The organism is Geobacter sp. AOG1, assembly GCF_019972315.1.
Taxonomy (GTDB): Bacteria; Desulfobacterota; Desulfuromonadia; order Geobacterales; family Geobacteraceae; genus Geomobilimonas.
In genome coordinates this window covers 1,999,852-2,012,689 of the sequence record NZ_BLIZ01000001.1, presented here as the reverse complement: position 1 = coordinate 2,012,689, position 12,838 = coordinate 1,999,852, and the positions used below count along the sequence as shown (strand labels likewise).

Here is a 12,838-nt window from a genome sequence, read left to right as displayed (position 1 = left end):
TCCCTTCTTAGAGGTATTTTCCGATCAGCAGATCGAGCTTCTGCCGTGTCCCATCCGGAATATGCGACTTCTCGGTGATTATGGAGAACTGCATGGCCGTTGAACAGGGGCAACTGCGCTCACCACCGATCTCGGCAACGGCATGGCGGATGATGTTCTTGGCCATGGTAACATTTTGCTTGATGATGGCCACGATCGCATCGACGGTCACGTCGTCGTGATGTTCGTGCCAGCAGTCATAATCGGTGGAGAGCGCTATGGTGCCGTAGCATATTTCCGCCTCCCGGGCCAGTTTCGCCTCAGTCAGGTTGGTCATGCCGATGACCGCCACACCGAAAGAACGGTAGAGCAGCGACTCGGCGCGGGTGGAGAATGCGGGCCCCTCCATGCAGACGTACGTACCACCCTTGTGGGCGGTGGCCCCCGCCTTGCGTGCCGCCGCATAGAGGATGTCCGAAAGGGAGCCGCAGACCGGGTCGGCAAAGCCCACATGGGCCACGACCCCCTCGCCGAAAAAGGTATCCTTCCTGATTCCCCTGGTTCGATCGATGAACTGGTCGGGAATTACGATATCCCCCGGCGGAATATCCTCTTTCATGCTTCCCACAGCCGAAACGGAGATGATTCGCTCTACTCCCAGCTTCTTCATACCATAGATGTTTGCCCGGTAGTTCACCTCAGAGGGGAGCAGTCGATGCCCCCGGCCATGACGGGGAAGAAACACCATCCGCACCCCTTCCAGGATGCCGGTGACAAATTCGTCGGAGGGAGCACCGAACGGCGTATCGACCGTCACCTTCTCTATGTCCGTCAGCCCCTCCATCTCATAGAGTCCGCTGCCACCGATGACACCGATAATCTGTTCCGCCATTTCCGCCCCCCTCTTGTAACGAGACTGATGTGGATTTGAACGTCGAGCCTAGAACGTTGAACCTTGAACGGATTTATCCAGCCGCCCCTTCAATTGCCCACAGGCAGCCGAGATGTCACCTCCCCGGCTTGCCCGGGTGATGACGGTGAAGTGCTTGTCCAGCAGGTATTTGTGGAAGCGGTCGATCGCCTCTTGGGTGGGCGCCCGGAAAGTGCACCCCTCATGCTCATTGAACGCGATCAGGTTGATCTTGCAGGGAATATCGCTCACAAGCCTGACCAGTCTGCGCGCATCGTCGAGGGTATCGTTCAGATCCCTGATCAGCACGTATTCGAACGTAATGTAGCGGCGGGACGGCAGGGGAAAGCGCTTGCAGGCGGCAAGCAGCTCCTTGAGCGGATACCTGCGGTTGATCGGCATGATCCGGTCGCGCAGTTCATCGGTGGTGGCGTTGAGGGAAACTGCCAGGTTGACCGTCACCGATGCCCCGAGGATGTCGAGTTCAGGGACAAGGCCAGAGGTTGAGACCGTAACCCTGCGGTTGGAAAACTGCAGCCCGTCGTTATCGATGAGAATCTTGATGGCAGGAACGACATTGTCCAGGTTTGCCAGCGGTTCCCCCATCCCCATGAAGACGATATTCCGTATCTCCGCATCCCGTTGCACGGTACAGACCTGGTTGACGATTTCCGCGGTGGTCAGGTTGCGGGTAAACCGGAAGGTACCGGTCAGGCAGAACTCGCACGCCATGGCACAACCTACCTGACTGGAGATGCAGAGAGTGTTGCGCCCTTCATCCGGTATCAGCACCGACTCCACGCTGGCTCCATCCTCGAGACGGAACAGGTACTTGCGCGTTCCGTCCGTCGAAACCTCCACCACCTCCGGTTGCAGGTCGCTGACGCAGGCGGTAGCAGCCAGTTCTGCTCGGAATTCCCGGGACAGGTTGGTCATCGACGCAAAATCGATCACCCCTTGCTGGTAGATCCATTTGAAGATCTGCCGGGCGCGGAAACGCTCCTTACCCTGCCCCGCTATGAAGGCTTCAAGGTCCGCGAGGGTCAAATTTTTCAGGTCAACGTTAGCCATGGGTGTGGATATGAAAAAGCCCTTCGTATGAAGGGCTTATCGTCATCTCAGTTCGGTTTAGCTCAGACCAGTTCAAGCTGGCTGAAGAAATAAGGAATCTCGAAAGCGGCTGTTTCCGGGGCGTCGGAACCATGGGCTGAATTCTCTTCTATGCTGACCCCGAATTCCTTGCGGATGGTCCCAGGCTCGGCGTTGGCCGGATTAGTAGCCCCCATCACCTCGCGCCACTTGGTAATGGCGTTCTCCCGCTCCAGCACCAGCACCACTACAGGGCTGCGCGACATGAATGCGCAAAGATCGTTGAAGAAGGGGCGCTCCTTGTGGACATAGTAGAACCCTTCCGCCTGGGCCTTGCTCAGGTGGATCTTCTTCATCCCCACTATACTGAAACCGGCCTCCTCGATCTTGGCCAACACCTTGCCGGTTATCTTGCGCTCTACGGCATCGGGTTTGATGATTGCAAACGTTCTTTCCATAACTTCCTCCCTCGATAATCGTCTGGTTGCGAGAATATATGAAGACCGAATTTAGTATCACGTGGTCATACGCATGTCAAGTGGTTTCTGAATACAAATAAAATAGCCTACAGAATTAATTCTGTAGGCTATTTTTGTTCAGAACAAACAGGAAACCGAGATTACTTCTTCTCAGCCGGGGCAGCCGGGGCAGCCGGAGCAGCCTCAGGAGCCTTAGCAGAAGACATCGGTTTCTGCTCGGGAGCTTTCTGCTCAGCAGCCGGAGCCGGAGCCGGAGCTTCCTCTTTCTTCTTGCAGCCAGCAGTGAATGCCAGCGCGAAGGTCAAGCACAGAGCCAAAGAGATCAGTTTTTTCATTGACGTAATCACCTCTTTTCTTTTTTGATTACCATTTATGGCGCCAAGCGCATGGTTTTTCGGAGACAACAAATGCGAAATATACTACCTTTGAGACAAATGTCAACATTTTTTTAGCTGTCTATAATTTTTCCATAACCCGAAATTTCAGCCAGTTAGACAACATCGAAACCGCTACGCGTAATAGCCGATTATAGATTGATGCACACCATCTTGATATTCGTCATCTCCTCCATGGCATAGCGAACCCCTTCACGACCCAAACCGCTCTCTTTGTTGCCTCCGTAGGGCATATGATCGACTCTGAATGTGGGTACATCGTTGATGATGACACCGCCGACGTCCAGCCTTTTGACGGCCTTAAACGCCTTATTGATGTCGTTGGTATAGACCCCTGCCTGGAGGCCATACACAGAATCATCCGCCATTTCCAGCGCTTCGTCAAAATTACCGTAGGAGAGAACCGAGACGATCGGAGCAAACACTTCTGAACACATCACCTTCATCTCCCGGGTCACGCCGGTCAGGATCGTCGGTTGCAGGCAGTTGCCGACAGCCTCGCCACCGGCAGCAACGACGGCCCCCATATTTTTGGCCTCTTCGAGCCACTCCAGCGAACGGGCAAGTTCCTTGCGGCTGATCATCGGCCCAATGTCACACCCCTTGTCCAGAGGATCTCCGACCTTGAGCTGGCGTGTTGCGGCAACAAACTTGTCGATGAATTCCGCATAGCGATTACGATGGACAAATATCCGCTGCACCGAGATGCAGACCTGCCCGGAGTTGGCGAAACTTCCGACGACACAGCGGCCAACAGCGGCATCCACATCGCCGTCTTCCTCGATGATGGTAGGGGAATTGGAGCCGAGCTCCAGAGTCACCCGCTTCAGACCGCAGCGCGCCTTGATTTCTCTCCCCACCGGCGGGCTGCCGGTAAAGGTAATCATGGCAAGACGCTCGTCTTCCACGAGTCGGTTACCCACGGTGACGCCACTTCCGATGACCAGGTTGAGGGCGCCTGCAGGCAAACCAGCCTCCACCAGGATTTCAGCAAGCTTGATGGATGCAAGGGGGGTCTTGGTGGCCGGCTTGAGTACCAGCGCATTGCCTGCGGCAAGTGCGGGAGCCACCTTATGAACCACCAGATTCAAGGGAAAATTGAAGGGAGTAATCGCACCAATCACGCCAATGGGGGTACGCAGGTAAAACCCGAAACGGCCGGCAGAAACCGGTGAAGCATCCATGGGGACAATCTCGCCATGGCTCGTCTTTGCCTCAAGAGCGGCAAAGCGTAGCGTTTCAGAGCTCCGCTCTGCCTCGGACAGGGCAAATTTCCACGATTTCCCCGCCTCACGCGCAATGATTTCCGCGATCTCTTCTTTGTCCCGCAATATGAAGTCTGCCGCGCGGTTAAGGATGTCAGACCTCTTATAGGCCGGCAACGCGGCCATAACGGCAGCCCCCTTGAGAGCCGCCTCAATGGCCCGGTCGACTTCTGTGGCAGATGCTTCGGGGACAATGCCGATCACCGAATCGTCGAAGGGATTGATTACCTCAATCCCGGGCCAGCCGTCACCCACCCACTCGCCACCAACAAGCACCCTGTAACGTTTTGTCATGAGCTCCTCCTGAGGAAGTCCATTAATTCTTGCCAAGCGACGGTCAATATATTACGTTAACAAATCATTAGCAACCAATTACCAGGGAGGGCGACAGGGTGCAGAGCTTATTGACCAGTGAAGAAAAGCAACTTCTTCTAGAAATTGGCCGTGAGGCCGTCGTTGCCTCCGTAACGGCTGGGGGGAAAATCCCTCGCACGATAAAGCAGGCAAACCTTCTTGCCAAACGAGGTTGCTTCGTCTGTATTAAAATTAATGGTGCCCTGCGCGGTTGCATCGGCAACTTCACCGCCGACACCCCTCTCTACCAACAGGTCCAGGAGATGGCAGCAGCGGCGGCAACTCGCGATCCCCGTTTCTATCCCATGAAGCCCTCGGACCTGACTGATTTCCAGTTGGAGATATCCGTTCTTTCCCCTCTCCAAAAAATCTCTTCCCCTGAGACGATCAAAGTCGGCCTGCACGGCGTTTACATCGAGAAGAACTTTTCCCGCGGAGTGCTTCTTCCCCAAGTGGCAATGGAACAGGGGTGGGATCGGGAAACATTTCTGCGGCAAACCTGCCTCAAGGCAGGACTTGACGAAAATTCCTGGATGGAAGGGGCCACCATCTCCGTTTTCACTGCAGAAGTTTTCAGTTGATCTGGGGTTACGGCAGTTGCTGGACATGAGTGCCTCGGCCTGCTTGCCGTAGTTGCTGGGGATAAAGAAGAAAAGGGGAGGCGCATAAGCACCTCCCCTTTTCACGTTCAGACAGCTTGCAGGCACATTAGGCCAGCTTGCGGCCACCTTCGGCAGCCCACTTCTCGAGCATTGCAGTGGTGACCGACTTGGGACGCTCAATGGCGTAACCGAGACCACGGTCCCAGGTAATATTGGCCATGCAGCCGAGGGCACGACCGACGCCGAAGAGGACGGTGTAGAAGTCCCACTCGCGGAGGCCATAGTACCACTGGATGACGCCGGACTGTGCGTCGACGTTCGGCCAGGGGTTCTTGGCCTTGCCATGCTCCATGAGGACGCCAGGGGCGGTTTCGAAGATCATGGCGACCAGTTTGAACAACGGATCGTCCTTCAGGCCGGGGGTCTTGAGGCAGAACTCGCGCTGCGACATATAGCGCGGATCGGTCTTGCGGAGAACGGCATGGCCGTAACCCGGAACGACCTGACCTGCGTTAAGGGTATCCCAGAGAGCCTTGGTAACGAGTTCCTTGGTCGGCTCAACCCCTTTGCAGTACTTCTCCTGGAACTTGATCGTCCAGTCGAGAACTTCCTGGTTGGCGAGGCCATGGAGCGGGCCGGCGAGGCCATTGAGGCCGGCAGAGTATGCATAGTACGGGTCGGACAGGGCGGAATGCACCAGGTGAGTGGTGTGGGCGGAGACGTTGCCGGACTCGTGGTCGGAGTGGAGGATGAAGTACATCCTGGCCACGTCCTTGTACTGCTCGCTCTGGCCGATCATGTGGGCGAAGTTGGCACCCATGTCGAGATTCTTGTCGATAGCAACCTGCTTGTCGCCACGATACTTCAGGTTGTAGATGAATGCCGCGATGACGGGAATCCGGGCGACGAGATCATAGGCATCTTCATACACGTATTCCCAGGCGATCATCTTGTTGAACTTGCCCGAGTTGTAGAAACCGGCAAATTTGGAATCCTTCTGCAAGGCAAGGATACCTACGGAGAGCATCACCATGGGGTGGCTGTCACGCGGCAGGGCACGAATGGCATCAAACACATACTGGGGAACTTCCTGACGAACTTTCCACTCTTTGACGACTTCGTCCACCTGGGCCGGGGTCGGGACGTCGCCAGTGAGGAGGAAATACCAGAAGGACTCGACCGTCGGGTAGTCGGAACCGGCAGCCTTGGGGAGCGCCTCGAAGGTCTCGGGGATGGTCTTGCCGCGGAAACGGATACCTTCCTGCGGGTCGAGGTAAGAAATATCGGTTACCAAAGAGCGGATATCACGGGCGCCGCCAATGCACTGGTCGATGGTCACCTGGTCGATGATGACCTTGCCGAATTCCTTGGTAAGTTTGGTGGTGCGGGGACGGTGCTCCTCAATTTTCTGTTTAAGCGTTTCCTTAAGTGCCATGGTGCTTAATCTCCTTTCGTCTGGTGGTGTTAAAAAATAACATTTAAAGTTACCTAATCCCTGAAGACGCTTGAAGCCCCTCCTTTCCAGTCCTGATATACGGCAAGCGCAAAGGTGGAACGTCCACAACCACCCATGGATACTTATTTTGCATGAATTTACAGAGAACGATACCAAGGGAGGGAAAATGAGTTTTTAGTATACTGTATACAAAAAATTTTGCAACTGTATACCATTGCAAAAAATTAAATTCAACAAAAATCTTTCAGTTTTCTTAAAATTATTTAAATAATGACGAGTGACTGTTCCGAATGGGTGAGTTGCTTGAGGCCGCTCGTGGTAAGATAGAAGGTGTCTTCGATCCCGACTGCCCCCTCGCCGGGGAAAACCAACTTTGGTTCAAAAGCGAATGCCATGCCCGGCTCCAGCCGCTGGTCATTGAATCCGCGCGCAAGGAAAGGGTACTCGTCGACCTCGATGCCGATGCCATGGCCGATGAATGAGACCTGTGCTCCCCGGTTCCCCATGAAGCTCTCCGCATATCCCAGCTTCTCGGCCAGAGAGAGACACTCATCATAGATTTCGCCCCAGGTGGGGCGTTCCGGCGCCATCGCCATCATCCGCTCCTGGACTTTTATCATGTCATCGTATCCCTTCCGGAGACGGTCTGAAAGGGTGCCGATAACAAAGACCCTGGTCTGATCCACCAGATATCCGTCGTAACTCCCCGCGAAGTCGACGATGATTGGCTCGTTGCGGCCGATCGGCTTCAGGCTGGCCCCCTGGCCAAAGGAGGGGCTCGGCCCCATCCCCCCCAGAGGGGTGTCGGTATAGGCCGGCACCGCACTGTCGGCCCCCGAAAAGGTGTGGCCGAACATCATTTCGCCGTTGAAGGCCCGCATCCGGATGAGTCCCAGGTGCCCTTCCCTCCGGGCCACGTACTCCAGTTCAGCCGCCAGTTCCAGATCCGTCATCCCCTCGCGGATAACGTCCCTGGCCCGCCGGTAAACCTTGTCCACCTGGTCTGCGGCATCCTGCATGATGTGTATCTCGTAGTGACTCTTGATCATCCGGACCTTGCGGATGATCGGTGTTGCATCGCTGTATTCCGCCCTAGGGTATACTGTGCGATAGCGCTCGAACAGGTTCACCGGCAGGACATCCATCTCCATGCCGATTCGCATCGGCTCCGGATAACCATAATCGGCCAGAACGCGAGGGATATCCTTCATGGAGGCAAAGGGGCAAACCTCTCTGAGCCCCGACTCCATCCTGGCCCGTCCGGCGTCCCGGCGCACCATGTAGATCGGCTGCCCTTCCTTCGGAACATAGAGATTTCCTGACTGAATCGTGCCGGTAAAGTAAAACAGATCGGCATTCTGCAGAATGATCACCGCGTCCAGGCCCGACAACGCCATCTCTTCCTGTAATCTCTTACAGCGGTACTCAAGCTCGGTGGCGGGGGTAAGACGCATAACCACTCCTGTCGTAAATTTGGGGTACAGCGATGCCTCTTCCTGCGGGGCACGGCTCGGAAACAGATGGACGTTATTTCTTCATCGGCTCCTGCACGGAAAGCCGGTCCTGGCGGAGTTGCTTTTCCAGCCGACGACGTCTCCGGCCGCCGAGAAACAGCTCCTCGACCACGATGGCGACAAAACAGGCAAAGAAGAGAAAGAAAATGGTTCCAAGAATAAGGGATCGCACGACACTACCTTTCGAAGAGAGCGTTCACGGCGGAAAGCGGAAATCAGGCGCTCTCTCCCTCCTCCAGCTGAAGTTCCTTAATCGCCATCTCCCGCAGCTTGAACTTCTGGATCTTGCCACTTGCCGTCATGGGGTAGCCATCCACGAACTTGACGTATTTGGGTATCTTGTAATTGGCAATCTTCCCTTTGCAGAAATTCCTGACCTCGTCCTCGGTCATGGTTTCGCCCTTCTTGACAATAACCGCAGCCATGACCTGCTCGCCGTACTTGCGGTCCGGGACGCCGTAGATCTGCACATCGGAGATCTTCGGATGGGTATAGAGGTATTCCTCAATCTCTTTCGGGTAGATATTCTCGCCACCTCGGATGATCATCTGCTTGATCCGGCCGGTGATCTTGCAGTAGCCGTTCTCGTCCATCACCGCCAGGTCACCGGTGTGGAGCCAGCCATCGGTGTCTATCACCTTGGCGGTCTCTTCCGGCATCTTGTAGTACCCCTTCATGACCATGTAACCCCGGGCGCAGAGTTCACCCTGCTTACCCGGCGGCAGGGTAGCACCGGTCTCGATATCGATGATCTTCACCTCGGCACCGGGGAGTGCCCGGCCGACGGTGGAGACCCGCAACTCGATGGAATCCTCGGTGCGGGTCTGGGTAATGCCGGGAGAAGACTCGGTCTGGCCGTAGACACTGGTAATTTCGGTCAGGTTCATATCTCTTACGGCCCGCTTCATCACCTCGATGGGGCAGACCGACCCAGCCATGATGCCGGTTCGGAGAGAGGAGAGATCGTAGTTACCGAACTCCGGATGTTCCAATTCGGCGATGAACATGGTGGGAACGCCATGTACCGCCGTGCAGCGCTCCGCGGCGATGGTCTGCAGCACTTTGAGCGGATCGAAGATCTCCACAGGCACCATCGCGGTGCCGTGGGTGACAGATGCCAAAACCGCCAGGACCGACCCGAAGCAGTGGAAGAACGGCACCGGGATGCAGAGCCGGTCCTTGTCGGTGAACTTCATGCACTCGCCGATGTGGAAGCCGTTGTTGACCAGGTTGTGGCTGGTCAGCATCACCCCCTTGGGGAATCCGGTGGTGCCGGAGGTGTACTGCATCTGAATGGTATCATGCTTGTCGACCGTAGCCTCCACCGCAGCCAGTTCGGCATCGGAGACATCTTTACCCATATCCATGATCTGGTTGAAATTCAGCATGCCGTCGGGGGTCTCTTCGCCGATGAACACGACGGTCTTGAGAAACGGCAGCTTGGGGTTGTTGAGCTCGCCCGGCTTGGTGCCTGGCAGTTCGGGCACGACCTCCGTGAGGGTGGCGACGTAATCGGTGTCCTTCCACGATTTCACCATGAACAGGGTGGTGGAATCGGACTGATTCAGAAGGTACTCCAGCTCTGCCGACTTGTAGGCGGTGTTGACCGTCACCAGAATGGCGCCGATCTTGGCGCTGGCAAACATGAGCACCACCCACTCGGGGACGTTGTAGGCCCAGATGGCGACATTGTCCCCCTTCCTGATACCAAGCTTCAGCAATCCCTTCGCCACCTGGCGGCAGACCTCGTTGAACTCGCGCCAGGAGTAACGCAGGTCCCGCTCAGGGTAGACCAGCGCGTCATTATGGGGGTACTTGTCCGCCATCTGGTCGAGCAGTCCACCGATCGTACATTCCAGTTGCTGAGTCATAAAACATCCTCCCTTTCCAGCAGGAATACAAAATATGTTCATCTAAACGAAACGTGTTGATTTAACTGGGATTTTATGGATTAACACGGAGCGTGCCGCAAGTCAAGAAATTTTAAAACAAGGTATTATCACTTTCCGGTCGGTCACAAATGTGCTACAGGTAGCAAAAAAGGTTGACAGGAACTTTTCGGAGGATTCCAGACAGTTACGCTATAACACCGTATTTACTAGGTTTTTTTGCAATAAAACCTGAAAAATTCTCTGCCCTTTTTTTATGCAATGAGCTAATTTCGGTTAAGAGTTGTACCCCTTGGAGAGTCGCCCCACCTTTTTCCACAAGGCTTTCCACAACTTGTGTGGATTACGTATAACCTGCTGTATTTACGCCATAATTAACACAACTGTAACATGACTGCAACTTTTTGCCGCTACCCTGACGGCAGGAGTGACCCCATGAAAACCATCCTGATCATCGAAGACGAACACGACCTTGCGGAGTTGGTGGCATTCAACCTGGAAAAGGAGGGGTATCGTCCCCTCATCGCCCTCGATGGCACCGCCGGCCTGGAAGCCGCCCGTCGCAACCTGCCGGACCTGATTCTCCTCGACCTCATGCTCCCCGGCATCATGGGGACTGAACTCTGCAAACTCCTCAAGAACCACGAGAAGACGGCAGCCATTCCGGTCATCATGCTCACTGCCAAGGGTGAAGAGATTGACCGGGTGGTCGGCTTTGAAGTGGGGGTCGATGACTATATTGTCAAGCCATTCTCCAGCCGGGAGCTGCTCCTGCGCATAAAAGCGGTCCTGCGCCGGACCATTCCCGACAGGGCAGGCGAAAAGCTCCTTCGCATCGGCCCGCTCACCATCGACACCGACCGACACCTGGTCAATGTCGAAGACGAAGAAATCATCCTCACCACCACCGAGTTCAAGCTCCTCCTCAACCTGGCAGAACGAACGGGCAGAGTCCAGAGCAGGGACCTGCTCCTGAAAAACGTCTGGGGCTACAATTACATCGGCGACACCCGCACCGTCGACACCCACATCACCCGCCTTCGCACCAAGCTGGGGATTGCCGGCGACCTCATCAAAACCATCCGCGGATTTGGCTACAAGCTGGAGGAATCATGAAAATCAGGATGCAATGGAAACTGATGGCATCCTACCTCCTGCTGGTACTGCTCATGGGGGGGGCTCTCTACGCCTACCTCAATCACTCCCTCACCGACTACCTGGTGAACGGCATCCGGGACAACCTCTTCAACGAGGCCCGCCTGGCCAGACTCACCGCCACTCGGCACGGCGGCAACCTGCAGGATGCGCCGGCCCTGGCTGATGCCATCGGCAAAGAAATCAAAGCACGCGTCACGGTAATCGCCACCGACGGCCGGGTAATCGGTGATTCGGAAGTCAAAGCCGCCGACCTGGCCGGGTTGGAAAACCATCTGCAGCGCCCCGAGATACAGCAGGCACTGACGACCGGCAATGGCAGTGCCATCCGCTACTCTTCCACACTTCGAACCTCCATGCTGTACGTCGCCCTCCCCATACAGACGGAGGGGAAGACCACCGCCGTTCTCCGTCTGGCCCTGCCCCTGGCAGCCCTCGACAAGACCAGGGAAAACCTCCATACCATGCTCGGTGCTGCCCTGGCGGTGGCGATCATGCTTTCCCTCTTCTTCAGCTACATTCTTTCCCGGGTTACGTCCCACTCTTTGCGCGCCATGACCGCCAGTGCCGCCCGCATAGGCAAAGGGGAGTTCGGTCGCCGCATTCCGGTCCGGACCAGGGACGAACTGGGAGAGCTGGCACAGGTGATGAACGACATGAGCGAGCGGATCAAAGGGCAGTTGGAACGCCTCGCCGCGGAAAAAACCCGACTCGACACAATCCTGCGGGGAATGGGGGAGGGACTCATGGTGACCGACGCAGAGGGTGTCGTCACCCTTGTTAACCCTGCCTTCCGCACCCTCTTCGCCATCGGTGAAGAGGTGGAAGGGAAACAGCTCATTGCCATCACCCGCCATCCGGGCCTCCATGAGGCGTACCGCAAGGTCCTCGCTACCGGCAACGAACGGATCGAGGAACTGACCATCCAGCTCGGAGGAGAGAAAACCCTCCTCACCCACTGGGTACCGCTTCAGGACGAGGAGATGCTCCTCGGCGTCGTGGCGGTGTTCCACGACATCAGCGACCTGAAGCTGCTGGAGAAGATCCGGCGCGATTTCGTGGCGAATGTCTCCCACGAGCTGCGTACGCCGGTCACCGTTATCAAGGGGTATGCAGAAACCCTCCTGGAAGGAGGGCTGGCCACCGACCAGGAACGGTCTTCCCGTTTTCTCAGGATCATTTACAACCACGCGGAACGCCTTGCCGCGCTCATCGGCGATCTCCTCACCCTGTCGGAACTGGAATCGGGCGATCTCTCACTGGAAGTAAGCCAGGTCAACCTGGAAAGTACGGTGAGCAGTGTCATCGCCCTGCTGGGGCAGTCGGCAGAACAGAAGGGGATAACCATAACCTGCAGCGACCTGAAAGGGATGACCAAAGCTCTCGCCGACCGGGGCCGACTGGAACAGGTGCTCATCAATCTGCTCGACAATGCCATCAAGTACACTCCGGAACGGGGCACCATAACCATCGACGGCACCAGAGAAGGGGATATGGTAAAGATATCCATTGCCGACACCGGTGTCGGCATCCCTTCCCAGGACATCCCCCGCATCTTCGAACGTTTCTACCGGGTGGACAGCGCCCGGAGTCGCGACCAGGGAGGAACCGGTCTCGGCCTCTCCATCGTCAAGCACATCGTCCAGCTTCACGGCGGGACCATCGTGGTTACCAGCACGCCGGGGCGTGGCTCCGTCTTCTCCTTCACCCTGCGGGCCGCCTGAGACTGAACAAGGCCACTCCTTCCCGGC

The 12,838-nt window shown here is 56.2% G+C and carries 12 protein-coding genes; 3 read left to right on the top strand and 9 right to left on the bottom strand.

From position 1 onward, the window contains the following. Positions 1-7: 7 nt before the first annotated feature. From mtnP to LDN04_RS09270, 5 genes are all read right to left on the bottom strand, one after another. Positions 8-871 carry an S-methyl-5'-thioadenosine phosphorylase gene (gene mtnP, locus LDN04_RS09290; protein WP_223909136.1) on the bottom strand — a complete coding sequence of 288 codons (864 nt, stop codon included), beginning with the start codon at positions 869-871 and terminating at the stop codon, positions 8-10. A gap of 48 nt (positions 872-919) precedes the next feature. Beyond that, on the bottom strand, positions 920-1,960 hold the full coding sequence (gene rlmN / locus LDN04_RS09285) for a 23S rRNA (adenine(2503)-C(2))-methyltransferase RlmN (protein ID WP_223909134.1): 1,041 nt from the start codon (positions 1,958-1,960) through the stop codon (positions 920-922). 62 nt (positions 1,961-2,022) lie between these two features. Further along, positions 2,023-2,436: a nucleoside-diphosphate kinase gene (gene ndk, locus LDN04_RS09280; RefSeq protein ID WP_223909129.1), complete on the bottom strand. Its 414-nt coding sequence runs from the start codon at positions 2,434-2,436 to the stop codon at positions 2,023-2,025. A 161-nt stretch (positions 2,437-2,597) separates the two neighbouring features. Next, entirely contained in the window at positions 2,598-2,792 is a 195-nt protein-coding gene (locus tag LDN04_RS09275) for a hypothetical protein (protein ID WP_223909125.1), read from the bottom strand. Between the two features lie 191 nt (positions 2,793-2,983). Next, positions 2,984-4,411 carry an aldehyde dehydrogenase family protein gene (locus LDN04_RS09270; protein WP_223909124.1) on the bottom strand — a complete coding sequence of 476 codons (1,428 nt, stop codon included), beginning with the start codon at positions 4,409-4,411 and terminating at the stop codon, positions 2,984-2,986. A gap of 98 nt (positions 4,412-4,509) precedes the next feature. Here LDN04_RS09270 and amrA point away from each other — a divergent pair, with 98 nt between their 5' ends. Continuing rightward, positions 4,510-5,052 carry an AmmeMemoRadiSam system protein A gene (gene amrA / locus LDN04_RS09265; protein ID WP_223909119.1) on the top strand — a complete coding sequence of 181 codons (543 nt, stop codon included), beginning with the start codon at positions 4,510-4,512 and terminating at the stop codon, positions 5,050-5,052. 127 nt (positions 5,053-5,179) lie between these two features. Here amrA and LDN04_RS09260 read toward each other — a convergent pair whose 3' ends face one another. The 4 genes from LDN04_RS09260 to LDN04_RS09245 form a co-directional block, all read right to left on the bottom strand. Next, the gene (locus LDN04_RS09260; protein ID WP_223909116.1) at positions 5,180-6,508 is read right to left on the bottom strand and encodes a citrate (Si)-synthase; all 1,329 of its coding nucleotides are present in this window, start codon (positions 6,506-6,508) and stop codon (positions 5,180-5,182) included. Between the two features lie 284 nt (positions 6,509-6,792). After that, on the bottom strand, positions 6,793-7,983 hold the full coding sequence (locus tag LDN04_RS09255; protein ID WP_223909113.1) for a Xaa-Pro peptidase family protein: 1,191 nt from the start codon (positions 7,981-7,983) through the stop codon (positions 6,793-6,795). Between the two features lie 73 nt (positions 7,984-8,056). Beyond that, positions 8,057-8,215, bottom strand: coding sequence for a hypothetical protein (locus LDN04_RS09250; protein ID WP_223909111.1), 159 nt, complete (start codon positions 8,213-8,215; stop codon positions 8,057-8,059). A 43-nt stretch (positions 8,216-8,258) separates the two neighbouring features. After that, the gene (locus LDN04_RS09245; RefSeq protein WP_223909108.1) at positions 8,259-9,914 is read right to left on the bottom strand and encodes an AMP-binding protein; all 1,656 of its coding nucleotides are present in this window, start codon (positions 9,912-9,914) and stop codon (positions 8,259-8,261) included. 453 nt (positions 9,915-10,367) lie between these two features. Here LDN04_RS09245 and LDN04_RS09240 point away from each other — a divergent pair, with 453 nt between their 5' ends. Together LDN04_RS09240 and pnpS are read left to right on the top strand one after the other, a co-directional pair. Beyond that, positions 10,368-11,048, top strand: a complete 681-nt coding sequence (locus LDN04_RS09240) for a response regulator (RefSeq protein WP_223909105.1) — start codon at positions 10,368-10,370, stop codon at positions 11,046-11,048. Further along, positions 11,045-12,811 (top strand): two-component system histidine kinase PnpS, encoded by a 1,767-nt coding sequence (gene pnpS, locus LDN04_RS09235; RefSeq protein ID WP_223909101.1) that lies wholly within the window; start codon positions 11,045-11,047, stop codon positions 12,809-12,811. Before LDN04_RS09240 ends, pnpS begins: the two co-directional genes overlap by 4 nt. Positions 12,812-12,838: the final 27 nt, after the last annotated feature.

Bases quoted from the DNA above. Each gene is read 5' to 3' on its own strand.
- LDN04_RS09245 (WP_223909108.1), bottom strand. From the start codon at position 9,914: ATGACTCAGCAACTGGAATGTACGATCGGTGGACTGCTCGACCAGATG.
- ndk (WP_223909129.1), bottom strand. From the start codon at position 2,436: ATGGAAAGAACGTTTGCAATCATCAAACCCGATGCCGTAGAGCGCAAG.
- LDN04_RS09260 (WP_223909116.1), bottom strand. From the start codon at position 6,508: ATGGCACTTAAGGAAACGCTTAAACAGAAAATTGAGGAGCACCGTCCC.
- rlmN (WP_223909134.1), bottom strand. From the start codon at position 1,960: ATGGCTAACGTTGACCTGAAAAATTTGACCCTCGCGGACCTTGAAGCC.
- mtnP (WP_223909136.1), bottom strand. From the start codon at position 871: ATGGCGGAACAGATTATCGGTGTCATCGGTGGCAGCGGACTCTATGAG.
- pnpS (WP_223909101.1), top strand. From the start codon at position 11,045: ATGAAAATCAGGATGCAATGGAAACTGATGGCATCCTACCTCCTGCTG.
- LDN04_RS09270 (WP_223909124.1), bottom strand. From the start codon at position 4,411: ATGACAAAACGTTACAGGGTGCTTGTTGGTGGCGAGTGGGTGGGTGAC.
- LDN04_RS09275 (WP_223909125.1), bottom strand. From the start codon at position 2,792: ATGAAAAAACTGATCTCTTTGGCTCTGTGCTTGACCTTCGCGCTGGCA.
- LDN04_RS09240 (WP_223909105.1), top strand. From the start codon at position 10,368: ATGAAAACCATCCTGATCATCGAAGACGAACACGACCTTGCGGAGTTG.
- LDN04_RS09255 (WP_223909113.1), bottom strand. From the start codon at position 7,983: ATGCGTCTTACCCCCGCCACCGAGCTTGAGTACCGCTGTAAGAGATTA.